This is a genomic window from Nocardia sp. NRRL WC-3656, assembly GCF_000720265.1.
GTDB lineage: Bacteria > Actinomycetota > Actinomycetes > Mycobacteriales > Mycobacteriaceae > Nocardia > Nocardia nova.
This window is the reverse complement of sequence record NZ_JOJF01000009.1, coordinates 80,413-105,860: the sequence shown is the minus strand read 5'-3', so window position 1 is coordinate 105,860 and position 25,448 is coordinate 80,413. Positions and strand designations below refer to the sequence as shown.

23 protein-coding genes are annotated in these 25,448 nt (G+C 68.1%); 5 read left to right on the top strand and 18 right to left on the bottom strand.

From position 1 onward, the window contains the following. The first annotated feature begins 132 nt into the window (after positions 1-132). Positions 133-1,506 (top strand): bifunctional lysylphosphatidylglycerol flippase/synthetase MprF, encoded by a 1,374-nt coding sequence (locus IG65_RS0114015; RefSeq protein ID WP_030515346.1) that lies wholly within the window; start codon positions 133-135, stop codon positions 1,504-1,506. Between the two features lie 7 nt (positions 1,507-1,513). Here the strand turns inward: IG65_RS0114015 and IG65_RS0114010 are convergent, their stop codons facing one another. Further along, positions 1,514-2,041: a hypothetical protein gene (locus IG65_RS0114010; protein WP_030515345.1), complete on the bottom strand. Its 528-nt coding sequence runs from the start codon at positions 2,039-2,041 to the stop codon at positions 1,514-1,516. 249 nt (positions 2,042-2,290) lie between these two features. On the opposite strand from IG65_RS0114010, the gene IG65_RS0114005 reads away from it, so the two are divergent. Beyond that, positions 2,291-3,745: a metallopeptidase gene (locus tag IG65_RS0114005; RefSeq protein WP_030515344.1), complete on the top strand. Its 1,455-nt coding sequence runs from the start codon at positions 2,291-2,293 to the stop codon at positions 3,743-3,745. 97 nt (positions 3,746-3,842) lie between these two features. Here IG65_RS0114005 and IG65_RS0114000 read toward each other — a convergent pair whose 3' ends face one another. From IG65_RS0114000 to IG65_RS0113975, 6 genes are all read right to left on the bottom strand, one after another. Then, positions 3,843-4,310, bottom strand: a complete 468-nt coding sequence (locus IG65_RS0114000) for a 6,7-dimethyl-8-ribityllumazine synthase (protein WP_030515343.1) — start codon at positions 4,308-4,310, stop codon at positions 3,843-3,845. 9 nt (positions 4,311-4,319) lie between these two features. Continuing rightward, positions 4,320-5,156, bottom strand: a complete 837-nt coding sequence (locus IG65_RS0113995; protein WP_030515342.1) for an alpha/beta hydrolase — start codon at positions 5,154-5,156, stop codon at positions 4,320-4,322. Positions 5,157-5,248: 92 nt separating this feature from the next. Beyond that, complete coding sequence (locus tag IG65_RS0113990; RefSeq protein ID WP_030515341.1) at positions 5,249-5,656, bottom strand: DUF3224 domain-containing protein; 408 nt, start codon at positions 5,654-5,656, stop codon at positions 5,249-5,251. 37 nt (positions 5,657-5,693) lie between these two features. Beyond that, on the bottom strand, positions 5,694-7,058 hold the full coding sequence (locus IG65_RS0113985) for a M20/M25/M40 family metallo-hydrolase (protein WP_030515340.1): 1,365 nt from the start codon (positions 7,056-7,058) through the stop codon (positions 5,694-5,696). Next, a complete protein-coding gene (locus tag IG65_RS0113980; RefSeq protein ID WP_231509195.1) occupies positions 7,055-8,734 on the bottom strand; it encodes a CocE/NonD family hydrolase in 1,680 nt (559 codons plus the stop codon). The genes IG65_RS0113985 and IG65_RS0113980 overlap by 4 nt, the downstream gene beginning before the upstream one ends. A gap of 83 nt (positions 8,735-8,817) precedes the next feature. Further along, entirely contained in the window at positions 8,818-9,729 is a 912-nt protein-coding gene (locus IG65_RS0113975; protein ID WP_030515338.1) for an oxygenase MpaB family protein, read from the bottom strand. A 197-nt stretch (positions 9,730-9,926) separates the two neighbouring features. On the opposite strand from IG65_RS0113975, the gene IG65_RS37730 reads away from it, so the two are divergent. Continuing rightward, a complete protein-coding gene (locus IG65_RS37730) occupies positions 9,927-10,094 on the top strand; it encodes a hypothetical protein (protein WP_156055587.1) in 168 nt (55 codons plus the stop codon). Positions 10,095-10,167: 73 nt separating this feature from the next. Here IG65_RS37730 and glnA read toward each other — a convergent pair whose 3' ends face one another. Further along, a complete protein-coding gene (gene glnA / locus IG65_RS0113965) occupies positions 10,168-11,604 on the bottom strand; it encodes a type I glutamate--ammonia ligase (RefSeq protein ID WP_030515337.1) in 1,437 nt (478 codons plus the stop codon). A 462-nt stretch (positions 11,605-12,066) separates the two neighbouring features. Here glnA and IG65_RS0113960 point away from each other — a divergent pair, with 462 nt between their 5' ends. Next, positions 12,067-12,528 (top strand): RDD family protein, encoded by a 462-nt coding sequence (locus tag IG65_RS0113960; protein ID WP_030515336.1) that lies wholly within the window; start codon positions 12,067-12,069, stop codon positions 12,526-12,528. Between the two features lie 55 nt (positions 12,529-12,583). Here IG65_RS0113960 and IG65_RS0113955 read toward each other — a convergent pair whose 3' ends face one another. Further along, complete coding sequence (locus IG65_RS0113955) at positions 12,584-13,159, bottom strand: TetR/AcrR family transcriptional regulator (protein WP_030515335.1); 576 nt, start codon at positions 13,157-13,159, stop codon at positions 12,584-12,586. An 85-nt stretch (positions 13,160-13,244) separates the two neighbouring features. Here IG65_RS0113955 and IG65_RS0113950 point away from each other — a divergent pair, with 85 nt between their 5' ends. Then, positions 13,245-14,105, top strand: coding sequence for an aldo/keto reductase (locus IG65_RS0113950; RefSeq protein WP_030515334.1), 861 nt, complete (start codon positions 13,245-13,247; stop codon positions 14,103-14,105). Between the two features lie 11 nt (positions 14,106-14,116). Here the strand turns inward: IG65_RS0113950 and IG65_RS0113945 are convergent, their stop codons facing one another. The 9 genes from IG65_RS0113945 to IG65_RS0113905 all read right to left on the bottom strand — a co-directional run bounded on the left by IG65_RS0113945 (position 14,117) and on the right by IG65_RS0113905 (position 25,445). Continuing rightward, positions 14,117-15,613: an aldehyde dehydrogenase family protein gene (locus tag IG65_RS0113945; RefSeq protein WP_030515333.1), complete on the bottom strand. Its 1,497-nt coding sequence runs from the start codon at positions 15,611-15,613 to the stop codon at positions 14,117-14,119. A gap of 146 nt (positions 15,614-15,759) precedes the next feature. Further along, on the bottom strand, positions 15,760-16,395 hold the full coding sequence (locus IG65_RS0113940; RefSeq protein ID WP_030515332.1) for an IclR family transcriptional regulator: 636 nt from the start codon (positions 16,393-16,395) through the stop codon (positions 15,760-15,762). A 10-nt stretch (positions 16,396-16,405) separates the two neighbouring features. Then, positions 16,406-17,593 (bottom strand): S9 family peptidase, encoded by a 1,188-nt coding sequence (locus IG65_RS0113935; RefSeq protein ID WP_036524426.1) that lies wholly within the window; start codon positions 17,591-17,593, stop codon positions 16,406-16,408. Further along, positions 17,586-18,824, bottom strand: a complete 1,239-nt coding sequence (locus IG65_RS0113930) for a homogentisate 1,2-dioxygenase (RefSeq protein ID WP_030515331.1) — start codon at positions 18,822-18,824, stop codon at positions 17,586-17,588. Before IG65_RS0113930 ends, IG65_RS0113935 begins: the two co-directional genes overlap by 8 nt. A 196-nt stretch (positions 18,825-19,020) precedes the next feature. Next, positions 19,021-19,764: a DUF4191 domain-containing protein gene (locus IG65_RS0113925; RefSeq protein WP_030515330.1), complete on the bottom strand. Its 744-nt coding sequence runs from the start codon at positions 19,762-19,764 to the stop codon at positions 19,021-19,023. Between the two features lie 66 nt (positions 19,765-19,830). Further along, entirely contained in the window at positions 19,831-22,032 is a 2,202-nt protein-coding gene (locus IG65_RS0113920; RefSeq protein ID WP_030515329.1) for an elongation factor G-like protein EF-G2, read from the bottom strand. A 177-nt stretch (positions 22,033-22,209) separates the two neighbouring features. Further along, positions 22,210-23,298, bottom strand: a complete 1,089-nt coding sequence (lipA, locus tag IG65_RS0113915) for a lipoyl synthase (RefSeq protein WP_369801538.1) — start codon at positions 23,296-23,298, stop codon at positions 22,210-22,212. Continuing rightward, positions 23,295-23,846 carry a GNAT family N-acetyltransferase gene (locus IG65_RS0113910; RefSeq protein WP_290049943.1) on the bottom strand — a complete coding sequence of 184 codons (552 nt, stop codon included), beginning with the start codon at positions 23,844-23,846 and terminating at the stop codon, positions 23,295-23,297. Before IG65_RS0113910 ends, lipA begins: the two co-directional genes overlap by 4 nt. Before the next feature lie 45 nt (positions 23,847-23,891). Beyond that, positions 23,892-25,445 (bottom strand): MFS transporter, encoded by a 1,554-nt coding sequence (locus tag IG65_RS0113905; RefSeq protein ID WP_030515326.1) that lies wholly within the window; start codon positions 25,443-25,445, stop codon positions 23,892-23,894. Between the last annotated feature and the right edge of the window lie 3 nt (positions 25,446-25,448).

Sequence of the window (25,448 nt, the reverse complement as noted above, 5' to 3'; positions counted from 1 at the left end):
GAACGAGCGTTCCGCATACTGTATCGGTACGCGACCATTCGGGAGGACCGCCATGGTGAGGATGTTCGTGGACGTGCGCAGCGCCCACCGACTCGACGACACACGCGATGCGCTGCGTGATCGGAGACCGTGATGGCTGAACTCAATTCGGCCGTCACCGGTTACCGCACCTATCGGCACGTCGCCCTGAACCCGACCCGCGCCGTGCGGGTTCCGCTGATCGTGGTGCTGGTGCTGGTCGGTGTCGTGCTGCTGTACGCGGCCGACCGCGCCTCCCGTGAAGGTGTCAATCGCGGCTGGTTCGTGGCGGTTTCGCTGTCGGGCCTGTTCGTGGCGCGCGGACTGCATCTGCGGCGGCCGATCACCCTGCCGCATTTCACGGTCGCGGTGATCGTGCTCGGGGTGTCCAATATCGCCTACCGCAGCGACCACGGCACCGTCGGCTTCGTCTGCCTCGCCTCCACGGGCCTGATCCTGATGCTGCCGCAGAGTTCGCGCCCGCAACCGGATCAGCAGCATCGCATCGCCGCGCTGGTCGACCGCACGGTCGAGGATCCGCTGGCCCCGTTCGCCCTGCATTCGGCCAAATCCTATTTCTTCAGCGCCGATTCGAACGCCGCGATCGGCTACCGCGCGCGCTTCGGCATCGCGGTCGTCGCGGGCGACCCGGTCGGCAACTGCGCCGAATTCGGCCGGCTCATCGCCGAGTTCTCCGAATTCGCTTCCGCGCGCGGCTGGCGGATCGCGGTGCTGGGCGCAAGCCCCGCGGTCACCGAACTGTGGCGCACCCGCGCGGCCGATCATCATGGCCTGCACGCCATTCCGATCGGCCGTGACGTGGTGGTCGAGGTCGACTCGTTCGATATGGTCGGCCGCAAATTCCGCAACCTGCGCCAGGCGGTGAGCCGCACCCGCAACTTCGGCGTCAAGACCGAGGTGATTCCCGAACGCGAACTCGACCGCGAGATGCGTGAGGCGCTGCTGGGCATCGTCGACGAGTGGGGGACCGGCCACCAGACCCGCGGCTTCTCGATGATCCTGGATCATCTGCTCGACGGCCGGAATCCGGGCATGCTCGTGGTGATCGCCCGCGACGGTGAGGGCCGGGTCGCCGGATTCCAGCGCTACGGATCCTCCAATCACGGCAGCGAACTCAGCCTCGATGTGCCGTGGCGGCGCAAGGATGCCCCGAACGGCTTGGACGAGCGGATGATCGTCGACCTCGTCGACTACGGCCGCGACCACGACGTGCACCGCATCTCGCTGGCGTTCGCGGCATTCCCGGAACTGTTCGCCGACAAGGAACGATCGCGCTCCAAGCAGGTCATCTATGTGCTGGCCCGCACGCTGGATCCGCTGATCCGGCTGGAATCGCTGTATCGGTTCCTGCGCAAGTTCAACTCCTTCGGCAATCAGCGCTTCGTCCTCATCCGCTGGCGTGAAATCGTCTTCACCGTGCTCGCGCTGCTGACGCTGGAATTCGTTCCGCACCGCAAACAGGGCTGACCCGCGATCACGCCAGATTGCCCTCGTAGCACAGACCGGTTCCGCGCCAGGTCGGCTGCGGCGCAACGCTTCCGCGATCGAAGCGCCATGCGCTGACGGGTTCGGCGGCCTTCCAGAACAAGCGGCCGTCGTGGCCACGCACCACCTGGTAGACGTCGTCGGCGCCCTCGACCAGTTGATTGCCGACGCAGTAGTCGTTGTACGCGGTGCCGGGCTGGCGCGCGCCCAGACTGAAGTGCGCGGCCGGGTCGCCGGCCGAGCCCGGGTTGGCGACGGTATCGGGCCGGTCCGACGCCGCGCCGGCCGACCACGTGGGAGTGCCGCGGCCGTCGGCGCCGCAGGTGTAGCCGCGACCGCCCGCGATGACGGTAGCGCCGGCAGGGTGGGAGGTTCCGGCCCACAGGCAGCCGGTGGCGGGTTGGGCGGCCGATCGCCTGGATTCGGCCTCGGCGGGCGCCGCGGTGAAGCCGAGGCCCGCGGCGGTGAGCGCCGCCAGGGCGGGAAGGGTGAGGGATGCGCGGGGGTGTCGGGGCATGGTCTCGGCCTCTCTGCTCGCCGTTGAGCATCTACTATCTACGTAGGTAAATAGTAGATGAACACATGGTGCGCGCGCCATGTCGTGGTCGTCACCGTGCGGCATCCGTGCCGATATCGAGATATACGTTGCGCATTCGCGCGGGCGCCCGATTACGATGTGAGCGCTCGGGAGACGGGGGGACCGCTGTGCGGAATCCGGATCGTCGTCGGTCCGGGCGTCGACAGTGGTATTCGGGGAGGACACGAGATGAGATACAACAGGCGGCTGCGGCTGGCCGCGGCGGCCGGGTTGCTGGTGCTCGGCGCAGTATCGGCCGGATGCGGCACCGATGCGAAAACGACTGTGGCGCACGATGTTGCCGCGACCAACGAGAATCCGTGGGCGCTCAGCGGCGCCGCGCCCAATGCCTCCGGCCCGAGCGGTCCGCGACCGGGTGTGCCCGACGCGCCGCTGCACGCCGACAACGGTGACGGCGGCGAGATGGACCGGCTGGCCCTCAACACCCTGTCGGATCTGCAGGACTACTGGGGCGCCGAATACGCCGAGAACTTTCCGGGCACCTTCAAGCCGGTGGGTCACTTCATTTCCTGGGATGCCAACGCGCCCAAGGAACAATCGGTCACCTTCTGCCGCTCCAGCACCTATCACGTGGTGAACGCGGCCTACTGCAAGATCGACAAGACCGTCGGGTGGGATCGCGGCAAACTGCTGCCGCTGATCTCGAACAAGTACGGGAAGATGGCCGTGGTCATGGTGCTCGCGCACGAGTACGGTCACTCGCTACAGGACCAGGCACGGCTCAACGGATTCTTCACGCCCGGAATCGTGCTCGAACAGCAGGCCGACTGCTTCGCGGGTGTGTTTCTGCGGCATGTGGCCGAGGGCGGTTCGGCGCATTTCACCCTGAACACGACCGACGGGCTCAACGGTGTGCTGGGTGCGACGGTCGCCGTGCGCGACCGCGACCCCGACAACCCGAAGAATGTGCACGGCTCGGCATTCGAGCGCGTGACGGCGGTGCAGATCGGCTGGTCCGACGGCGCGGCCGGGTGTAAGGGCATCACCAAGAAGGAGATTCAGCAGCGCCGCGGCGACCTGCCGACCACCTTCGAACCCGGCGACGAGGAGAATCAGATGGGTGTCGACGTCGACGGGCTCAATGCCGTCGCCGCCGCGCTCGCCCGGATCTATCCACTGCCGCAGCCGCCGGTGCTCGACTATTCCGGAATCGCCAAGAATTGCCCGAAAGATACTGCGGTGGAGCCGGTTTCGTACTGCCCGGCGAGCAATACCGTGGGCACCGATGTGCCGGAACTGGCCAAGCGTGCCGGTCAGCAACCGGGCGACGAGGAACCGCTGTCCGCGGTGGTCGACGGCAACTACAACGCCTACGTCGTGTTCATCTCCCGCTATGTGCTCGCGGTGGAACGGGATCGGCAGCTGTCGCTGCAAGGACCGGAATCCGCCGGGTTGCGCACCGCCTGCCTGTCCGGCGCCGTGACCACCAAGCTCAGCGATCCGGCCGGCGATCCCCGGCTCACCGCGGGTGACCTGGACGCCGCCGTGTCGGGTCTGCTGGCCGACGGCCTGGCCGCGAGCGATACCGACGGCAAGGTGGTGCCCAGTGGGTATCAGCGGCTCGACGCGTTCCGCGCCGGGGTGCTCGACGGTGAGACGGCCTGCCTGAACAACTACAAGTGACGAGCAGGGGCGACCGGATCGCCGGTCGCCCCTGCCGTGCTGTGTCGTCGGCCGGTCCCGGACCGCGTGCCCTCGGCGGTCTCGGCCGTGTCCGGCCTCAGACCGCGCTGGTGGGGAGGGTGCGCAGGGAGCTCAGCGTGGTCGCGACCGCGCGGGCGGCCTCGGCGCCCTTGGTGTGGAAGTGCTTGGTGAAGTAGTCCACGTGCTCGCTGTGCTCGTGGAAGTGATGCGGGGTCAACACCACGGAGAACACCGGGACGTCGGTCTCGAGCTGCACGCGCATGAGCCCGTCGACAACGGCCGAGGCGACGAAATCGTGCCGGTAGATGCCGCCGTCGACGACCAGCGCCGCGGCCACCACCGCCGCGTACCGGCCGGTGCGGGCCAGCCGCTGCGCGTGCAGCGGGATCTCGAACGCGCCGGGCACGTCGAACACCTCGACGGCATCCCCCGAATACCCCAGATCGCCGTACTCGGCCAGGAAACCCGCGTAGGCCTGGGTGACGATGGACTGGTGCCAGTTGGCCCGGATGAAGGCGATACGTCCCTGGTCGGTATTGCTCATTCCCGGATGTTACTGCGCGCCGGTGTGCTCCTCCAACCAGCGCACCAGGTCGCCGAGTACCTTCTCGCGCTCGGGTTCGTTGAAAACCTCGTGGTAGAGGCCCGGATACCGCAGCACCGTGAGATCGGTCGCGGTGACGCCGGCCTCGATCCGATCGGCGCCCACCGGTGCCGCCAGGGCATCCTCGCCGCCGTGCAGCACCAGCGTCGGCACCCGCAGCGCGTCCAGATGAGCGAGCACGAATTCGGCGCCGCGCAGAATTTCGGTCGCCGTGCGGGCCGGCAGTTTGCCGCGGTAGACCAGCGGATCCTGATCGTAGGCGCGTACCACCTCCGGATCGCGGCTGATCTGCGCCGAATCCAGTTGCAGCACACCCAGATTCGGCGCCCAGCGGCTCAACGCCGGAGCGAGCAGTCGCTGCACGGGATTGCCGGCCTCGATGACCACCGGCGGCGCCGACACCGCGATGCCCGCGACGTCCAGCGGCGCCCGCGTCGCCAGATACAGTGTGATCAGGCTGCCCATGCTGTGCCCGAGGACGAACCGGGGCAGGCCCGGATGCTTCGCACTCGCGATATCCAGCATGGTGTTCACATTGTCGGCGGCCGCGTCGATCGATTCGATATTCGACTGGCCGCCGCCGGAGCGGCCGTGGCCGATGTGGTCGAAGGCGTAGACCGCGAAACCGCTGTCCGCCAGCCGTTTACCCACATGGTCGTAGCGCCCGGAGTGTTCGGCGACGCCGTGTACCAGCACCACGACCGCGCGCGCCTGTTCGGGCAGCCAGGCCCGCCAGAACACCTGCCCGCCGTGGGCGTCGAATTCGCCGGTATCGCCTGTCGTCATCGCTGCCTCCGTCTGCGCCGTCGCTGCGCCGCCATTGTCGCGCACGGCGGGCCGGAGCGTTGCACATCGGCCCGCCGCGCCGGGATCGATGGTCAGCCCAGGTCGTAATCGAACCAGATCCGGTGGGTGCCGTCGGCGTCGACCGCCAGACCACCGGTTCCGGTGATCTCGCTCAGCTCCCCGGTGCCGCTGCTGGGCACGATCGTGAAGAATTCGGCGCTGCGGTCCTCGCCCGCGGTGGTCGCCGAATGGGCGAAGTTGAACGTGCCGGCCAATCCGTTGAGCGAGCCCTCGAACGACTCCATCGCGACATAGGTACCCCGGCCCGACAGCTGGTCGAACGCGGCGGTGAACAACGTGGCCGAACGTCCGACCGCCTCACCCTCGAAATGCTTTTCCAGCCGGGCGATTCCGACCGGCGTCGCGGTGGGGATGTCCGGATCGGGCAGGACGTCCGTGGCGACGAAGGATTTGACGGTGAACGTTGCTGTAGCTCGCACCCGTTGAGGGTAGCGGCGAACACCGACATTCCCGGCATCAGCCGCCGGTGCCCGTGTAGTGCGCGAGGACGCGGCGGTTGAATTCGATCAGCCGCGCGTAATTGGCCCGGGAGAGCCGTTCGTCGGTGCCGTGGATCCGCTCCAGATCCGCCGCGTCGACCACGATCGGCGCGAAGTTGCACCGGGTGGCGGCCAGCCCGTCGTAATGGCGGGAATCGGTGGCGCCGGGCACGATGCCGGTGGTCACCACCGCGTCGGGCACCAGGGCGCGGGTGATGTCGGCGATTACGTCGAAGGTGGGGCCGGGCCCGGTGATCCGCGAGGGTTCGGAGGCCGTTCCGATCACCTCGATCGTGACCCGCGGGTCGGCGACCACGCGGCGGCAGTGGTCGAGCACGGCGGACACCGAATCACCGGGCAGGATACGGAAATTCACCAGCGCCTCGGCGCTTTGCGGCAGCACGTTCGCCTTCACCCCGCCGCGGATCACGGTGGGGGCGGTCGTGGTGCGGACCAGCGCCTCGGTCTGCGGCCGCGCCGCCATCATCCGGGTGATCACCGCGCCCGCGACCGGGGCCAGCCGCAGCGCGGAACGCCGCGGTTCGGCCATGGCGGGGCGCATCCGGACCAGCATGTCGGCGATCACCGGCGTCATGCGCAGCGGCATCGGATGGTCCTGGAGGCGCGCGACCGCCCGCGCGATCCGGCCCACGGCGGTTTCGCGGCCGGGCATCGAGGAATGCCCGCCGGTGCCGGTGGTGCGCAATTGCACCGTGGCCCAGCCTTTTTCGCCGAGCATGATGGAGGCGACGGGTGCGGTGGCCCCGTCGGCGACCCCCTGGGTGATCACTCCGCCTTCGTCGAGCAGCAGATCGGCGCGCACCTCGAGCTCGCGCAGCCGGGCCGCCATCCGGGTGGCGCCGGCGCGCCCGAAGATCTCCTCGTCGTGGCCGAAGGCGAAGTAGATGGTCCGGCGCGGACGGCGGCCCTCGGCCAGCAGCGATTCGGCGGCCTCCAGAATGGCCAGCACCCGGCTCTTGTCGTCGATCGCGCCACGGCCCCAGACGAATTCGTCGTCGACCACCCCGGCGAACGGGGGATGGGTCCAGCGGGCCTCGTCGTCGACCGGAACCACGTCCTGATGGGCGAGCAGAACGGCCGCCGTACCCGGTTCGGTGCCGGGCCAGCGATACAAGCGGCTGTGGCCGAACCGCTCCAGTTCGAGATGGGTGTGGACCAGCGGGAATTCGTGTTCGAGAAGGCTTGCGAGCCGGTCGAATTCGACCACATCGGCATCGGCATCGGCGTCGTCGCGGGAGACGGTGACGCAGCGCAGGGCGGCCGCGAGCCGCTGGGCGGTCGCGTCGTCGACGGTGGTCGCGGTCGTACCGGTCGCTGTCATCGATCTCCTCGTCGTTGCGGGAAGTCCACGGTCACACCGGAATCGCGCAGCGCCTCGGCCGGCAGGTCGGTCACCCAGCGCGCGCGCCATTTGCCGAGCGCTTCACTGGTGCCGCCGGTCAGATCGAAATTCCGGGTGCCGGTGAGCAGCGGCAACTCCACGGTGCCGGAATGCACGCTCACCCGCGCGTTCGCCGGAGTGTGCGACCAGACGGTGTCGACCACATCGGTGATACGCACCCCGATCCGATGCCCGGCCGGCACGGTCCAATCCTGTGCCAGCAGGCGGATGTTCGCGGTGTCGGCGACCTGCGCGATACCCCGAGTGATCACCGTGCCCGCGCCGTCGGGCGCCACATCGTAGAGTTCCGCGGCCACCGTGGCGTCCGGTGGGCCACTCAACGCCAGTGTGGCCGTGGGGATTCCGGACAGATGCTGATCGGAGGGCAGCGGCTGCGAGAGCGACCAGTACTCGCGGTCCGGGCCGGGGAGCAGGCCGCGATCGGTGTATTCACCGGGCCGGATCGGCATCGTCACTCGTGCGGAATCGGCGGGCGGCCAGACTTTTTCGCCGCGCCACCGGCCGTCGAAACTGCCGACGGTGACGCGCGGGCCCGGAACCTGGACGTCGCGCTGGGCCACATACTTGTCGAAGAAGGCCAGCGCCTCGCTGTAGAACTGCGGTGTCCCGCATGCCTCGTGGCAGTTCTGATGTCCCCACTGGCCGAACCAGCCCCGGTCCTCGGGGAGATCGTGGTTCTTCCAGACGTCGAAGACTCGATAGGCGCGGGTGTTGTAATCGAGGAAACCCTGGCTCAAGAACAGCGGAACCTTGCTGCCACGAACGCGATCGGTGAGGTCACGATCGCGCCAGAACCGGGTACCGCCGTCGTGGTCGGTGGTGCCCGCCAGATAGGACTGCGCGCATTCGATCGGTAGCCGCGCGGCGTTGGCCTTGTATTCCGGTGAGTCGGAGGGGTGCGCGGGGGTGGAGGAGATCAGCAGATGTTCGAATCCGGCCATATCGCCGGGGCGAATCCCGTCCTCGGTCATCGGTTTTCCGGAGAACTTCCACGAAATGCCCTGCATGTACAGGTAGCTGTACGGGTCGACGACGGGTTCGAACGACGCCACCGCCGCCAGCCCCTTCGGGTTGGTGGCCAGACCCATGATGCCGGTCCATGCTTCGTAGGAGGTACCGGTCAGGCCGACTCGTCCGGTCGACCACGGTTGTGCCGCAGCCCATTCGACCGCGGTACGCACATCGCTCTGCTCGCCGGGGCCACCGAAGTCGGGGCAGCCACTGGACCCCCCGAAGCCTCGCAGATCCACGATCACATAGGTGTAGCCGGCGTCCAGGAACAGTTGCGAATACAGATCGCGCAGCGACGGCCCGCCCTGCGGATGAATTTCGGCTGTGAATGCCAGATGGTTGCGGTAGGGGCTCACCGTCATGACGACGGGAGTGCGCACGTCGTCGGCCATGCCGGCGGGCCGGAGGATGTCCGCGTGCAATCGCACACCGTCGGGGGTGGTCAGGAACTCCTGACGCCACTGATACGCCGGGGCCGGTGCTGCGGTCGCGGTGACCGGCGCCGCCGCCGCGATCAGGAGGACCAGCCCGCACAGTACGCGCGTGAGCACGCGCCGGGCGCGTGGCGATGAATTCTCGAGCACCATAGGACTATCGAGTCTGCACCGCCACCCGTCCAGCCCTCAGAACCGGGGTCGGGAAACCGGCCGGTCACCCGGCGCCTCGACTACATCGGGCGCAGATCGAGAACCTTGCGCAGCCGGGCGCGGTCTCGTTCGAGTTTGCGCGCCTCGTAGGCGATGGGGAAGTAGCGGATCCGTTCCGGCAGCAGTGGCACGAGCCGCGCCAGCAGCCAGCCCAGGATGCGCAGGTTGCGCTCGTCCTGCGCGGTCCAGGTCAGTCCGAGTTTGCGGCGCGCCGGTTCGGGCGTGGTGCCGACCGTGCAGAAGTACTGCATGCGGCCCAGCGGTGCGGCGGCCAGCTTCCACAGCGGGACCAGCGGTGTGGGCAGCGACTTCGGCGGTGCCACGTGGCGGATCGTCTTCAGGTAGTCGCGCGCGGTGTCGGTGGCGACCAGATGGTTCTCGACGGTGTCGGCGAAGAAGACCTCGAATTCGGCGTAGGTCGGCGGAATCTCCTTGGGCGCCACCGAGAACATGCGCAGCAGCTGCAGCACCTCCTGGTAGTACTGCTCCTTCTCCGCGTAGGTGAGCGGCGTGCGGCTGAAATATTTCGAGCCCTCGTTGAAGGCGTAGGTGCCGGTGTGCAGCACCCAGGCCCACGGGCCGGAGGCGAGTGCGGAGTGGCGTTTGCCCTGCGCGTCGACGGTGTTGAGGGAGGCGTGCATACGCCGCAGGCGGTCGGCCTCGGCGACGGCCTCGTCACCGCCGTAGGTCCAGGTCATCACCGCCGCGAGACTGCGCATCGCGCGGCCCATCGGGTCGGTGCGGAAGGTCGAGTGCTCGTCGACGACCGCGGAGATCGTCGGTTCCATGGTCTGCAGCAGGAATGCCGATCCGGCGGTGAGGGAGAAGGTGATCAGTCCTACCTCGTCCCACATGCGGGTTCCGGGCTCGATCGGCGTGCGGGGGCCGAGTTCGTGTTCGGTGCGCTCGGCGCGGGCGACGGAGGCGGTCATCCGTGATCTCCTTTGACCACTAGACATGATGAGAAGATTACATGCGAATCATCTCACTCTCTTTCGATCTTGGCAACCGCGCGCTCACCGGCGACTCGCCGCGCGGACCAAAAGTGAACACAACCTGAAATCTCGGTGAACTGATGGAAGAATGGGATCCTCGCCACATCGAAAGTTCAGGGAGGAGGGATCCAGCCATGATCCACACCCACGCCCACCCCTCGTTACTGGGGACCTTGCGCACCTACGCCCGCCGCGCGCTGGCCCGCCATACCCTGACCGCCGAGGAACGCCGCAATCTCGCTGCCACCCAAGCTCATCCGGCCGTATACAGCGCCTCCCTGGGCAGCCACCCGCATCTGTAGCGAGTCCCGGAACGCACCGAAGCCCCAGCCGGATCCGGCTGGGGCTTCGTGAATTCGATTGTGCCGTGACGACTTACACGTCGTAGTACAGCTCGAACTCGTAGGGGTGCGGACGCAGGTTCACCGGCGCGATCTCGTTCTCACGCTTGAGCTGGATCCAGGTCTCGATGAGGTCGTCGGTGAAGACGTTGCCCTCGGTGAGGTACTCGTGGTCCTGCTCGAGGCGGTCGATGACCGAGGCCAGCGAGGTGGGGGCCTGCGGGATGTTCTTGGCCTCCTCCGGCGGGAGCTCGTAGAGGTCCTTGTCGACCGGGGCCTGCGGCTCGATCTTCTTCTTGATGCCGTCCAGGCCGGCCATCAGCATGGCGGCGAAGGCCAGGTAGGGGTTACCCGAGGAGTCGGGCGCGCGGAACTCGATGCGCTTGGCCTTCGGGTTGTTGCCGGTGACCGGGATGCGGACCGCGGCGGACCGGTTGCGCTGCGAGTACACCAGGTTGATCGGGGCCTCGTAGCCCGGCACCAGACGGTGGTAGGAGTTCACCGTCGGGTTGGTGAACGCCAGCAGCGACGGCGCGTGGTGCAGGATGCCGCCGATGTAGTGGCGGGCCAGGTCGGACAGGCCACCGTAGCCGGCCTCGTCGTGGAACAGCGGCTTGCCGTCCTTCCACAGCGACTGGTGCACGTGCATGCCCGAGCCGTTGTCACCGAACAGCGGCTTCGGCATGAAGGTGACCGACTTGCCTTCCTGCCACGCGGTGTTCTTCACGATGTACTTGAACAGCTGCAGGTCGTCCGCGGCCGACAGCAGGGTGTCGAACTTGTAGTTGATCTCGGCCTGGCCTGCGGTGCCGACCTCGTGGTGGCCGCGCTCGAGCACGAAGCCCGCGTTCTGCAGGTTGGTCGAGATCGTGTCGCGCAGGTCGACGTAGTGGTCGTACGGGGCGACGGGGAAGTAGCCACCCTTGTTGCGGACCTTGTAGCCCAGGTTGCGAGTGCCGTCCGGGTTGAACTCCTCGCCGGTGTTCCACGAACCGGAGATGGACTCGATCTCGTAGAACGCGCCGTTCATGCCGGAGTCGTAGCGCACGCCGTCGAAGATGTAGAACTCGGCCTCGGGGCCGAAGAACGCGGTGTCGGCGATACCGGTCGAGCGCAGGTACTCCTCCGCCTTGCGCGCGATGTTGCGCGGGTCGCGGGAGTAGGCCTCACGGGTGAACGGGTCGTGCACGAAGAAGTTCATGTTCAGCGTCTTCGCGGCACGGAACGGATCGATCCGGGCGGTGGAGAAGTCGGGCAGCAGCAGCATGTCCGACTCGTCGATCGACTGGAAACCGCGCACCGAGGAGCCGTCGAACGCCAGGCCCTCTTCGGCCAGGTCGGTGGTGAACGACTTCGCCGGGATGGAGAAGTGCTGCTGAACGCCAGGAAGGTCCGAGAAGCGTACGTCGACGTACTCGACGTCCTCCTCCTTGATGTACTTGATGACCTCGTCGGCCGTGCTGAACGCCACTTAGTACTCCTTACGGATCGGTTCCCAGCCTGTGCCGATTGCTGGGTTTCAGCGCTGAACGGTATGGATGCGGTGTTTCCCCGCAATCAAGGCTGTGTTTCGCCAGTGTTACACGTGCTGCTGGACGGGTCGGCGGCATCCCCGGGCAACACCGCGCGGTGGGTCGCTCCCGATGCGGTGCCGGACCAGCACCGTTATCCTGCCACCACGGCATCCGGCGCTCGATTCGAGGACCGCGCATCGTCGCCGAGCGGCGCGCGCGACCGTGAGAGTTTCCCGGCCGCAACCGCTTTGGGAAATCGTCCCGGCGGGGTGCCGTGCTGTCGTCGCCGCGGGCGGCCGGAGGTGGTGACGCGGACCTGCCGGCGGGTAACCGGCGGCCGGCGGCCGGTGATACGTGGCTGCCGGGTGCGGGCCCGGGTGTGACGTAATCCTCACCGTCACCACGCCTAAGCTGGGAGCATGGCGCGAATTACCGGTTCCTGGCTGTCCGGCCCGAATGCGGCCCACCCCGGCGAGCCGCAGCCCGACGACTACCCCGGCAAGCTGCTCGGCCTGCCGCAGGAGGGTGTGGGGTCGCTGGCGCCCATGTCGCGCCGCATCGCCGCGCTGTTCGTCGACTACTTCATCGCCATGGGTATCGCCGCGCTGATCGTGCGCGGCGCCGGATCGCTCAACACCGTCACCTACCTGATCTGGTTCGCGATCGGCGTGGTGACGGTCATGCTGTTCGGGTTCACGCCGGGGCAGTACTTCCTGGGAATGCGCACGGTCCGGATCGATGCGTCGGCGCCGGTCGGATTCGTGCGGTCGGTGGCGCGTCAGGTACTGCTGACCTTCGTGGTGCCCGCGCTGTTCACCGACGGGGATCGCCGCGGTATGCACGACCGGGCGACCGGGACGGCATTGATCCGCGCTCGGTAACAATCGTTCGCCGCCCGGCAGGAGGGGCCTGTCGGCGCGCGACGACGGTGAGTGGTTACGTGGTCGGCGGCCGGACGGCGCCGAGTCGCACACCGTCGAGCAACAGGTCGAGGAGACGGTCGATCTGCTCGCGGTCGATACCGGCCAGTGTCGCGCCCGCCATCGCCGCCGTGATGTCCTCGGGCCGGATGTCGTCGCGCAGCGTGCCGGCCGAGATTCCGGCATCGAGGACGGAACGGATTGCCGCACTGAGTCTTTCGCGGGTCTGCACCGAGGTCACCGCCCCGGAGGCGATGACCTCGCGCAGCGCCTCGGCCATCCCGCGTTTGGTGGCCACGAAGTCGGCGTAGCGGCCGAGCCAGATGCGCAGTGCGTCCTCCGGGGCGTGGTCGGCGAGCAGATTCGCCGCCTGGTCGCACAGCTGTTCCAGTTCGCTGCGGTATACGGCCTCGATGAGCGCTTCCCGCGACGGGAAGTGCCGATAGAGCGTGCCGATGCCCACCCCGGCGGATTTGGCGATCGCGTCCAGGCTGACCGTGCCTTCTTCGCCCGTGAACGCGGTGAGAGCGGCATCGAGGAGCAGTTGGCGGTTGCGCTGGGCATCGCGGCGTCCACGCGGCTGTCCGGACAAAGTGGAGGGTCCTCCGTTTCTGTACTACTCTGATTCTTAAGCGGAGGATCCTCCGTTTGATGCCAGGATAACAAGGGAGACCCGAATGACGGTCATGACGCAACCGCGTGACGGCGAACTGGCGGGACGTGCGGTCGGCCGGATCGGCTACGGAGCGATGCAGCTGGAGTCCGGCGCGGACGGGGTAGCGGTTGTGCGGCGAGCGGTGGAACTCGGCGTGAGCCACATCGACACGGCCGGCTTCTACGGCAACGGCTCGGTGAACGCGCTGCTCAGGGAAGCTCTGCATCCGTATCCGGACGATCTGCTGCTGGTCGACAAGGTCGGCGCCGTGCATACGGGCGATGGTCTCGTGCCGGCGCAGAAGCCCGAGCAGCTACGGGCCGCGGTCGAAGCGGATCTGCGGGCGCTGGGCGCCGAGCAGTTGGCGGTGGTGAACCTGCGCCGGGTCGACGGTCCGCCCGGAATCGTGGCGACCGGTGATCAGATCGTGGATCTCGACGACCAGCTGGCCGAGCTGATCTCGTTGCGGGACGAGGGCAAGATCGGGGCGATCGGACTGAGCAGTGTCACCGTCGAACAACTCGGGCGCGCCGCCCCCGCCGGGATCGCGTGCGTGCAGAATCTGTACAACCTGCTGGAACGCGACGAGGAACCGCTGCTCGCCGAATGTTCTTCGCGGGGAATCGCTTTCGTGCCCTACTTTCCGCTCGGCTCGGGATTTCCGGATCGGCCCAAGGTGGCCGGCGACGACGTGGTGCGCGATATCGCCGGCCGCCTCGGGGTGACGCCGAGCCAGGTGGGGCTGGCGTGGTTGCTGGCCCGCGATCCGCACATCCTGCTGATTCCGGGAACTCGCAGCATCGGCCATCTCGAACAGAATGTGGCGGCGCGAGATGTCCGGCTGGATGCCGGGATGCTCGCCGCGCTCGAAAAACGGGCCTGAGGGCGGGCGGCTCAGAACATCATCTGCACCGTCTTCACCTCGGTATAGGCCTCGATGCCGGCGGGGCCGAGTTCACGGCCGATGCCGCTGCCGGCCCGCCCACCCCACGGCGTGGTCATGTCGGGGATACCGAAGGCGTTGATCCACACATTGCCGACGCGCAGATCACGCGCGGTGGTCTGCGCGGTGTGCAGGTCCTCGGTGTAGATGATCGCGTTGAGACCGAAGTGGGTGTCGTTGGCCAGCGCCAGCGCATCGGCGGTGTCGGAGAAGGGAATGATCGTGGCCACCGGGCCGAAGATCTCCTCGCGCGCGATGCGCTGATCGTGGCGGCCGAGAAAGACGGTCGGCTCCACGAAATAGCCGGGCCGCTCGGCGAGTGAACCGCCGGTCACCAATTCCGCGCCCTCGGCGACACCCAGTCCGAGATAGCCGCCGATGCGCTCGTGCTGCTGCCGGTTCACCACCGGTCCCATGGAGACCTCGGCATCGAACGGGTCGCCCAGGGTGAGCGATTCGGCGTGTTCGGCCAGCCGCCGCGTGACCTCGTCGACCAGGCTGTCGTGGACGTAGACGCGGGTGCCGGCCGCGCACACCTGGCCTTGGTGCAGGAAATTGCCGACCGCGACAAACGGCAGTGCGCGGTCGAGGTCCGCATCGGGAAAGACGATCTGCGGATTCTTCCCGCCCAGTTCGAGGGTGACCTTGCGGAACTGACCGCCGGCGTGGGTGTTCATCAGGGCGCCCACCTCGGGGCTGCCGGTGAAAGTCAGCTTGGCCAGGCCGGGGTGGCGAGCGAGGGCGGCGCCGGCGGTCTCGCCACGGCCGGGCACGACGTTGAACACCCCGTCCGGCACCCCGGCCTCGGCGAGGATTTCGGCCAGCCGCAGGATCGACAGCGCCGCATCCTCCGGCGGCTTGATCACCACGGTGTTGCCCGCCGCCAGTGCCGGGGCGATCTTCCATCCGGCGACCACGATGGGGTTGTTCCACGGTGTGATCGCGCCGACGACACCCAGGGGCTCGCGCAGGGTGTAGTTGAGCCGGTGCCGGCCGGCGTAATCGGGCAGCTGCACGGTCGAGCCGTGCAGTTTGTCGGCGTATCCCGCGTAGTAGCGGAACGTGGCCAGGGTAGCCGGGATGTCGCCGAAAACGCCGTCCTTGTACAGCTTTCCGACCTCGAGGGTCTCGAGCGCGGACAGGTACTGCGTGTCGGCCTCGATGAGATCCGCTGCGCGGAACAGGATTCGCCCGCGTTCGGCGCCACCCATCTGCCTCCAGCCGCTGCTGTCGAAGGCCGATTGCGCCGCGCGGACCGCGTCGTCGACGTCCTCGGCCGACGCGTCGGCGATATCGCAGATGTGCTCGAGGGTGGTCGGATTCTCGGAGCGGTAGGTCGCGCCGCCGCTCGCGTCGCGCCAGCGGCCGCCGATCCAGAGGCGGCGGGGCGGGAACGTGGTCGGAGCCTGGGCGCCGTCGGCGCGGGCGGTGGAGGTGTAGTCGGACACGGCTGCTCCTGACGACTGATCGAAGTGTGAGCAGGCTAGCGCGACGATCGTATGTTGTGAAGCAGTTTCCGATTATCGGACAAGCGCAGCCATGTTGCGGGGACGCCAACCGGTGGATGTCCGCTGCGACGTGCCGGGCTGCTCGGCTACCCCAGCGCCGAATGCAATCTCTGGGCGGCTCGGCGTACGGCATCGGCCATCGCCGGGGTTTCCTGCCCGACCAGGGTGACCACGCCGACCGCGGCCGGGGGACCGGGTAGTCCGGGCAGCGAGGCGACGACGCCGTGCGCGCCGGGCACCAGCTTGCCCTCGCTCTCGAAAATGCCGCTCTCACCGCGCCGCGCCGCCTCGATCGCCTCACCGAGGGCGCCCTGTCCGCGCCCGGTGCGCGCGCCGACCCGATAGGCGACGTGGAAGGTGGTGAACGGTGGTTCGACGACCGCGACCGCGAGGACGTCGTCGCCGTCGGCGACGCAGAAATGCGCCGTCGCCTCCACTTCGCGGGCCAGATCCTCGAGGATCTCGCGGGTGGCCTCGCGGACCGAGCCGAGGACGTGCTGGGTCAGCACGAGCGCGCCCGCGGAGACGCTGACCGTGCCATCCTCGGCGCGGCGCACCAGTCCGTGTTCGACCAGCGTGCCGACGAGGCGGTAGATGATCGTGCGGGAAAGGCCCAGCTCCTGCGCCAGTTGCGCGGGGGTGCGGGCATGGGGGCTGCTGGCGAGCAACTTCAGCACATCGAGTCCGCGGCTCAGAGTCTGCGAGGTGTCGGGCGCCGGCATGGCAGAAATCCTACGTGGGCGGTCTCTCGATCAGCTCGCGCTCGGCGGCCCACTCCTCCACGTATTCGAGACAGGCGCGCAGATGGCCGGGTTGTCCGACGTAATAGTGTGTGGCGCCGGGGATTACGCGATAGGTGCGGTCCGGGGTGGCGAGCGCGTCGCGCACGATCGGGTTGTGGGTGGCGGGCACCGCGTCGTCGGCGGAATTCTCGATCTGCAGCACCGGACCCTTCGTGATCCGTGCGGCATTGCGCGCCCCGCCCGCCACCGAATGGTCCAGACTCCACTGGCTCAGCCACGACCGCAGGGTCGTATAGCGGGCAAGGCCGACCGGTCCGACGTTCGCGGTGCGCGGATCGCCGAGATAACACCAGTTCGGGCGGCGGTCGTTGGGGTCGACGGCAGGATCGAGCCAGCGCACATCGCACATCGTGCGGTGGACCAGGAAAGGCTGTTCCTGTTCGGGCCCGCCGGCGGCGCGCAGGTCGGCCAGGCGCGCGAGCGCCCATTCCGAGATGCGGCGGTTGCGGGCGCGCTGTGCCTCGCGGAATCCGGCGACGTATTCGGGGTCGTAGGGCGGGCGCTGCGGGGCGTCGTCGGCATAGATGTCCCAGGTGGCGTCGCGGCGGTGCGGATCGGTTTCGTCGATCACCGACGGATCGAGCCATTCGGTGAGCGTCTCGGCCCGCGACAGATGAGCCGCGATGAACACCACCCCGTCGGCCGGTGAAAGTCCCGCTCCCACAACATCTACCGGATCTCCGGCGGGCGTGTGCGTAATGCTCGGATCCAATGCCTCGGCCTGATAGAGCAGCGACAGCGATCCGCCGCCGGACCAGCCGACCAGGATCACGCGGTCGTAGCCGGCGACCTCCCGCGCCCAGCGCACCCACGCGCCGAGGTCGAGGACCACCTTCTCCATCACCAGCGCGGAATCGTTCTTCGGGTAGCGGCTCGCCCCGCACAGCACGTGAAGTCCGCGGGCGGCGAGCGCGGTCGGCATCGGCAGCAGATTCAGCGTCGAGGTCGGATGCTGGAACAGGAAAACCGTTCCGCCCGAACGTCGTTCGCCGGGCGGTCGCAGCAACTGCCCCTCCAGTACGATTCCGTGACCGCCGGTGAATCCATAGGTCTCGCGGACCGTGGGCTGCTCCTCGCTGTGCAGGATCACGGGGATCCGCTCGAACGGCTCACTCACGATGGCCTCTCTTCTGTTGTGGCCGACCGGCATACGGTTTGTCCGACCAGCTCCACGGATAGCCGGGCACATCGCTCGCGGTGCCGCCTTCGGCGACCTCCAGCGGGCGGAAGGTATCGACCATGAACGCCATCTCGTTCGGTTCGGTGAAACCGGGGGAGTCGAGATAGGCATGGCGCCGGGGGCCGTGGGTGTACGCGGCGGGATGCAGGCTCACCGAACCGGTCCGGATGCCGGACCCCTTGCGCGCGGCGGTCTCTCCGGCGAAGTAGAACATCACCTCGTCGGAGTCGACGTTCGAGTGGTAGTAGGGCACCTTGATCGCCCCGGGCGCGAATTCCAATGGGCGCGGGACGAAATTGCACACCACGAAGCCCGGGCCCTGCAGCACCTGGTAGGTCGGCGGGGGTTGCAGCACCGCACCGACGACGGGGGAGAAGTCGCGATAGTTCAGCGCGTACGGATACAGGTGCCCGTCCCAGCCGACCACGTCGAACGGGTGATGGTCGTAGACGACCACCGTGCCGTGCAGGCCCGAGGCGGTGCGATGTTTGACGTAGACCTCGGTGTCGGCATCGACCAGCTCGCCGGTCGCCAGCAACGGTCCGACCGGTCCGCGCAGGTCGCGCTCGGTGATCGGGGAGCCCTCGAGGAATTGGCCGTAGCGCGTGCGGTGCTTGTCCGGTGGTTGCACGTGCCCGGCCGCCTCGACGCACAGCAGCCGCAACGGGCCCGCGTCGGTGTGCGGCAGCCAGCGATGGATGGTGACGCGCGGTATGACGACATTGTCGCCCTGCCGCACTTCGACCCGGCCGAACACGCTCTCGAGGGTGGCCGCGCCGGCCTCGACGAAGATCACCTCGTCGCCGATGCCGTTGCTGTAGAGCGGAGAGGGCTCGTCGGCCACGACATAGGAGATACGGACATCGGCATTGGCGAGAACCGGGCGGCGGTGCCGGACCGCGTCGCGGCCGGTGACGTCGTGAAAAAGGTCGGGCAGATGAAAATGCCGGGGCAGCAGCGGGATGTTCGCGGTGAGGGACTGATCGCCGAGATCCCACTCACGCGCGTCGACCAGTGCCGACGGCACGCGGCGGTGATAGAGCAGCGAACCGGTGCCCGAGAACCCCTCCTCCCCGATGAACTCCTCGAACGTCGGCGTGCCGTCGTCGAGGGTGAAGGCGGTATGACGCTGCCGGGGGAATTCGCCGACGGCCCGGTAGTACGGCATCACACCTCCTGATCTCTGTCCGACTTTCGTGGTCTGATGTCCTATATACGAACATATGGGAGGCGGTGTGGTCCTGTCCCGGGTTTGACGGAGATGTGGTGGGAGTCGGCCTACACGGCAATCGCCGCCACCCCGGACATCCGGAATGGCGGCGATCAGGTCTTCAGCTGCGGGACAGAACCCCGGCGTGCGTGATTCAGCGGCGGCGGATGGTGCGCTGCACTCCGCGCATCTTCGCGCCCGCCGGCAGCGGGCCCTTCGGCAGCGCCGGTCCGCCGCGGGTGGCCAGTGCGGTGAGGCGGCCCTCGATGAGGTCCATCCGCTTGGCGTCGATATTGCGGGGGAGTTTGGTGAGGTGGCGTTGCAGGTTCTTCAGCGGAACCTGGCCCTCCTCGTTGCCGATCACGATGTCGTAGATCGGGGTGTCGCCGACCAGGCGGGCGGTCTTCTTCTTCTCCTGCGCCAGCAGCGATTTCACCCGCTGCGGCGACCCCTCGGCCACCAGGACCACACCGGGCAGGCCGATCACGCGGTGGACGGCGTCGAGTTGGGTGGTCGCGGCGACGGCCTGGGTAGCGCGCCACTTACCCTGCAGGTTGTCCAGTACCCACCAGGCCGCGCCCGCCTGACCCTCGGCCTTGGTGTAGACGTTCTTCTGCACCCGGCGTCCGAAGATGATGAAGGCGACCAGCGCGCCCAGCAGAATGCCGACCGGCAGCAGGAACCACTGCATGTCGAACAGGAAGCCGACGAGGAACAGCACCACGGTGATGCCGACCAGCGCGCCGATCATCAGCGGCAGCAGCAGTTTGTCCTCTTTGCGCACCATCTGGAACGTCTGCCAGAGCTGCTGACGCCGCTCCTTCGACGCCTGCCTGCGCGCCGCCTTCGCCGCGGCCTTCGCTTCCTTCGACGGTGTGCCGCCCTTACCTGCTGCCATACCTCTCAGGATAGTGGTCGAGCGGGACATACCCCGCACGGGCCGCAGAACAGTGCGACGCTCGCCTCAGACGGTGGCTTCGCTGCGACTGCGCAGGTCTGCGGCGATCTGGCTCGGCATCGGTTCGTGCCGCACATAGCTGCGGTCGAAGTGGGCCGCGCCGCGCGAGAGTGAGCGCAGGTCGATGGCGTAGCGGCTCAATTCCAGTTCGGGGACCTCGGCGCGGATGACGGTGCGCCCGGCGGCGGCCGGTTCGGTGCCCAGTACGCGGCCGCGGCGGCCGGCCAGATCACCGAGGATGGTGCCGACGAAATCGTCGGCGACGGTCACCCGCACCTCGGCGATCGGTTCGAGCAGGTCGATCCGGGCGGCGGCGGCCGCCTCCCGCAGGGCCAGCGCTCCCGCGGTCTGGAAGGCGGCATCGGAGGAATCGACCGAATGCGCCTTGCCGTCGAGCAGGGTCACCCGCACATCGACGAGCGGATATCCGGCGGTGACGCCGCGCTCGGCCTGCGCGCGCACGCCCTTCTCCACCGAGCCGATGAACTGGCGTGGCACCGCACCGCCGACCACCTTGTCGACGAATTCGATCCCGGAACCCTCCGGCAGCGGTTCCACCTCGATATCGCAGATCGCGTACTGGCCGTGGCCGCCGGACTGCTTCACATGCCGGCCGTGCCCGGAGGCCTTGCCCGCGAACGTTTCTCGCAATGCCACCCGATACTCGTCGACATCGACCTGCACGCCGAACCGGGACCGCAGCCGTTCCAGCGCGACATCGCGATGCGCCTCGCCCAGGCACCACAGCACCAGCTGATGGGTGCGCGGATTCTGCTCCAGGCGCACCGTCGGATCCTCGGCGACCAGCCGGGCCAGGCCCTGCGACAGCTTGTCCTCGTCGGCCTTGCCGTGGGCGCGCACCGCCACCGGCAGCAGCGGTTCGGGCAGCGGCCACGGCTCGATCAGCAGCGGAGAATCCTTGGCCGACACCGTATCTCCGGTCTCGGCATGCCCCAGTTTGGTGACGTAGGCGATATCGCCGGCGATGGCCTGGCCGATCGGGAACTGTTGTTTACCGAACGGCGCCGTCACCGCGCCGACCCGTTCGTCGACATCGTGCCCGTTGCCGTCGTTGTGCCCGCAGATGTGCACGGTGTCGTCGGCGTGCAGGGTGCCGGCGAAGACGCGCACCAGCGACACCCGGCCCACATACGGGTCGGAGGCGGTGCGGATCACCTCGGCGGCCAGCGGCGCGCCCGGATCGCAGGACAGTGGCTGCGGCGCGGCACCGTTGCTCGGGCAGCGCGCCGCGACCGCGTGTTCGGCGGGGGTGGGGAAGCCGCGCGTGATCAGCTCGAGAATCTCGACCATGCCCAGGCCCTCGCGGGTGCCCTCGGGCGGAGGCGCCGCGATCAGGATGGGATGGAAGCGGTCGCGCGCCACCGCGCGTTCCAGATCGGCGGTCAAGGTGGTGAGGTCGATCCGTTCGCCCTCGAGGTAGCGGTCCATCAGGGTTTCGTCTTCGCTCTCGGCGATGATGCCCTCGATGAGCCGGTTGCGCGCGGTCTCGATCTGCGCGGTCTGTTCGGCGGTGGCGTCGGTGCGGGTGTGGGCGCCGCCGGAACAGTCGAAGACCTGCTCGGTCAGCAGGTCGACGACTCCGGTGACCGGGCGGTGTCCGTCGGCGCCCTTCGGGCCGTACACCGGCAGCTGCAGCGGCAGGATGGCGTCGGAATCGCCGTCGCCGAGCAGATCCGCGCAGGTCTGGGCCATCAGATCGAAATCGGCGCGGGCCGCGTCCAGATGGGTGATCACCAGGGCCCGCGGCATCCCGACCCGCGCGCATTCCTCCCACAGCGCCAGCGTCTGCCCGTCGACACCGTCGGCGCCCGCGGCGGCCGAGACCACGAAAAGGGCCGCATCCGCAGCTCGCAGACCGGCCCGTAGTTCGCCGACGAAATCGGCATATCCTGGCGTATCGATCAGATTGACCTTGATGCCGTTCCAGGCGACCGGCACCACCGACAACTGCACCGAGCGGTGTTGGCGCTGCTCGATATCGTCGTAATCCGAGACACAGGTGCCGTCCTCCACGCGGCCGGCTCGGGTGAGCGCCCCGGCCTCCATGGCCAGTGCCTCCACCACGGTGGTCTTGCCGGAGCCGGTGTGCCCGACCAGGACCACATTGCGGATACCGTCGGGCTGCGATGCCTCGATCACTCTGCCGGCGGAACTGTTACGGGCGGCGGTGCTCGCTTTCTCGGCCATGTCTCTTCACTTCCCGGAGTCGACACGTGCGGTTGCTTCGAGCTTCCCACCGGCACGCGGCTGTGTCACCCGTTCCGGGGATCCGCACCCCATCCGTGGTGAATCCGCACCCCGTATGCAACGAACGACCGGCCGAACGGGAATTCGGCCGGTCGCTGCGGGGTGGCTGGGGGCCGTTCAGCTGCCGAATCGGGCGAGAACCGAACTCGCCTCCTGGCTCGCCGAGCCCTCCTGGGCCAGATGCGCCATCTCCGGTGCGATCTCCCGGCCGTGATGCGCCATCGCCTGCGCGTACAACCGGCCGGCGCGGTAGGAGGAGCGCACCAGCGGCCCGGCCATCACGCCGGCGAAGCCGAGTTCGGTTGCGACGCGGGAATGTTCGACGAATTCCTCCGGCTTCACCCAGCGGTCCACCGGATGGTGGCGCGGCGAGGGCCGCAGGTACTGGGTGATGGTGAGGATGTCGCAGCCGGCCTCGTGCAGATCACGCATCGCCTGGGTGACCTCTTCGGGCGTCTCACCCATACCGAGGATCAGATTCGACTTGGTGACCAGACCGGCCTCGCGGGCCGCGGTCAGCACCGCCAGCGACCGTTCGTAGCGGAACGCCGGGCGGATCCGCTTGAAGATGCGCGGCACGGTCTCCACGTTGTGCGCCAGCACCTCCGGCCGCGAGGAGAACACCTCGGCCAGCTGATCGGGATCGGCGTTGAAATCGGGGATCAGCAACTCCACGCCGGTGTGCGGGTTGAGTCGCTTGATGGCGCGCACGGTTTCGGCGTACAGCCAGGCGCCGCCGTCTTCGAGGTCGTCGCGCGCGACGCCGGTGATCGTCGAGTACCGCAGGCCCATCGCCTGCACGCTCTCGGCCACCCGGCGCGGTTCGTCGCGGTCGAGCGCGGCGGGCTTACCGGTGTCGATCTGGCAGAAATCGCAGCGCCGGGTGCACTGTTCGCCGCCGATGAGGAAGGTGGCCTCACGATCCTCCCAGCATTCGAAGATGTTGGGACAGCCCGCTTCCTCGCAGACCGTGTGCAGCCCTTCGCGTTTGACCAGGCCCTTGAGTTCGGAGTACTCGGGGCCCATGGTGGCGCGGGTGCGGATCCACTTCGGCTTGCGTTCGATCGGGGTCTGCGCGTTGCGGGCCTCGATGCGAAGCAATTTGCGACCGCCTGATTCCCGTACCAGGGAATCGGAGGGCGAAGTGGCCGGCGCGGCGGTGTGTGCCGTGCCGCTGTTCGATGTCGGGGTGTCGACGGAGGTCACTCGAACGACTCTACGCCCGCCGAAATCGGGCCCGGCAGCGTGCGCTGCATCAAGGTCAGATCCATCCAGCCGCCGAACTTGTGCCCCACTTCGGGCAGCTGGCCGGCGATCCGGAAGCCGAACTTCTCGTGCAGCAGAATCGAGGTCTTGTTGGAGGTTTCGATCGCCGCGATCACGGTGTGCACCCGCCCGGACTCCTCGGCCCGTCCCAGCAGTGCCGTCAGCAGCGCGGTCGCCGCGCCGCGGCGCTGGAACCGCTCCGAGACGTACACCGAATTCTCCACGCAGTACCGGTAACCGGATTTGGGCCGCCACTGCGCGTAGCTGGCATAGCCGGCCACCTGACCGTCGATGATGGCGACGAGCACCGGGTATCCGGCGGCCACCCGGTCGCGCCACCAGCGCAGGCGATCGTCGAGGTCGACCGGGTTGGTGTCCCAGATGGCGGTCGTCTCGGCCACGGCGTCGTTGTGGATGGCGAGGATCGTGGGGATGTCGCGTTCCTCGGCATCGCGAATGCGCGGTCCACCCGACTGGATATCGGTCACCGCCTCAAACTATCGGCAACCAGCGGTGGCGGCGAGCCGACTCGGTCACACGCGTGGGGGCGACGGGCGTCTATCTCTGCGACTTCGGCGCAGGGGTAGCAGACAGGTCACCATCGCGACCACGAGCGGTAGGACGCTGACGGTCGTCATGGTCAGCCGCAACCCGCCGGCGACGTCGAGTCCCAACTCCAGTCCGCTGGTCTGCCGCAGCAGATTCGGATCGTAGGTGGTGCCCGGACTGAGCGCCATGCCGCTGCGTACCGCGTCGACGGCCTGTTCGGCCCGAGTCACCGCCATGCCGCGTGCCTCGGCGTCGGCCGACCATGCCTGCCGGAAGAAGAACTGGAACAGCAGCAGATAGACGGTGGGCCCGAACGCGCAGCCGATCATGCCGAACGCCAGCTGGGTGGAGGCGACCGTGCCGGAGTGCCCGGGCGGCGCTTCGGCGAGAACCGCCTCCGACACCGAGACCGAGGTGACCAGAGATCCCAGGTTGCCCAGCCAGACGACCGCTACCAGCAGCCACAGCGCCATCGTGGGGCTCGCGGTGGCTGCCAGCACGAATCCGCTCGCCGCCAGCAGCAGCAGGCCCGCGACCATCACCGGCCACGGAGTGGTCTTTCCGACCACGCGGCCCGCGAAGACGACGGCGCCGGCGATCAGCAGGGTGCCGGGCAGATACAGCAGGCCGATGGCTTCGGGCGACAACGCCAGCACCGTACTGCCGAATTGCCCGAGGACGAAACCCAGCCCGGCGGCGAGCAGGTTCAGCGTGAGGGCCGCCGTCAACGCCAGACAGAATCCGGAGCTGCGGAACAGGGCCAGGTCCAGCGCGGGCTCGCGTGCCCGGCGTTCGTGCCGAACGAAGAGCAGGGCGGCGGTCGCGCTGATCGCCAGAGTCAGCCAGGTCTGCGGGCGGGTGATCCCGTTCTGCGCTGCCGCCAGGCCGATGACCAGTGTTGTCAGTGTCATCCCGAACAGGCTGATCCCGCCGACGTCGAGCCGTCGGCGCTCGGTGCGAGCAGCCTCCGGCACATAGCGCGCGGTCAGCACGAGCGAGACCGCGGCCAGCAGCGGAGTGAGCAGGAACAGGAACCGCCAGCCGGCGGTGGTGACCACCCAGCCCGTGAGCGCGGGGGTGACACCACACAGGACCATTTCGACGCCCATGAGCATGCCGATGGCCGCCGCCCGCTTGCTCTCCGGTACCGACGTTTTCAGCAGGGCCAGGGGCCCGCCCAGCAGCGCGGCCATGCCGAGTCCGGCCAGAGCCCGCATCGCCAGCAGGAAGCCGAAACCGGGCGAGAAGAAGGACAACAGGTCGGCGACCGTGACGACGATCAGCCCCAGCGTGAGCAGCCGCTCGAGTCCGAATGCGTCGCCGAGGTTGCCCGCGGCGAGGACGGCGGCGGCCATCACCAGCGTCGCGGTTCCACCCAAGAGCCCGATCAGATGCGGCGGAACGTGGAGACCGCGGCTCACCTGCGGCAGGTTCAGGTTGAGCACCAGCGGGTCCACCACCGTGATGGTGAAGGCGAAGGCCAGTCCGACGACGATCGGCAGGATCTTCGTATCCGTCGCTGACCGTGGCGGTGCCATCGC

What these genes read in the sequence shown, in the direction of transcription:
- IG65_RS0114015 (WP_030515346.1), top strand. Translation starts at nt 133, where the DNA reads ATGGCTGAACTCAATTCGGCCGTCACCGGTTACCGCACCTATCGGCAC.
- IG65_RS0114010 (WP_030515345.1), bottom strand. Translation starts at nt 2,041, where the DNA reads ATGCCCCGACACCCCCGCGCATCCCTCACCCTTCCCGCCCTGGCGGCG.
- IG65_RS0114005 (WP_030515344.1), top strand. Translation starts at nt 2,291, where the DNA reads ATGAGATACAACAGGCGGCTGCGGCTGGCCGCGGCGGCCGGGTTGCTG.
- IG65_RS0114000 (WP_030515343.1), bottom strand. Translation starts at nt 4,310, where the DNA reads ATGAGCAATACCGACCAGGGACGTATCGCCTTCATCCGGGCCAACTGG.
- IG65_RS0113995 (WP_030515342.1), bottom strand. Translation starts at nt 5,156, where the DNA reads ATGACGACAGGCGATACCGGCGAATTCGACGCCCACGGCGGGCAGGTG.
- IG65_RS0113985 (WP_030515340.1), bottom strand. Translation starts at nt 7,058, where the DNA reads ATGACAGCGACCGGTACGACCGCGACCACCGTCGACGACGCGACCGCC.
- IG65_RS0113975 (WP_030515338.1), bottom strand. Translation starts at nt 9,729, where the DNA reads ATGACCGCCTCCGTCGCCCGCGCCGAGCGCACCGAACACGAACTCGGC.
- IG65_RS37730 (WP_156055587.1), top strand. Translation starts at nt 9,927, where the DNA reads ATGATCCACACCCACGCCCACCCCTCGTTACTGGGGACCTTGCGCACC.
- IG65_RS0113960 (WP_030515336.1), top strand. Translation starts at nt 12,067, where the DNA reads ATGGCGCGAATTACCGGTTCCTGGCTGTCCGGCCCGAATGCGGCCCAC.
- IG65_RS0113950 (WP_030515334.1), top strand. Translation starts at nt 13,245, where the DNA reads ATGACGGTCATGACGCAACCGCGTGACGGCGAACTGGCGGGACGTGCG.
- IG65_RS0113940 (WP_030515332.1), bottom strand. Translation starts at nt 16,395, where the DNA reads ATGCCGGCGCCCGACACCTCGCAGACTCTGAGCCGCGGACTCGATGTG.
- IG65_RS0113930 (WP_030515331.1), bottom strand. Translation starts at nt 18,824, where the DNA reads ATGCCGTACTACCGGGCCGTCGGCGAATTCCCCCGGCAGCGTCATACC.
- IG65_RS0113925 (WP_030515330.1), bottom strand. Translation starts at nt 19,764, where the DNA reads ATGGCAGCAGGTAAGGGCGGCACACCGTCGAAGGAAGCGAAGGCCGCG.
- IG65_RS0113920 (WP_030515329.1), bottom strand. Translation starts at nt 22,032, where the DNA reads ATGGCCGAGAAAGCGAGCACCGCCGCCCGTAACAGTTCCGCCGGCAGA.
- IG65_RS0113905 (WP_030515326.1), bottom strand. Translation starts at nt 25,445, where the DNA reads ATGGCACCGCCACGGTCAGCGACGGATACGAAGATCCTGCCGATCGTC.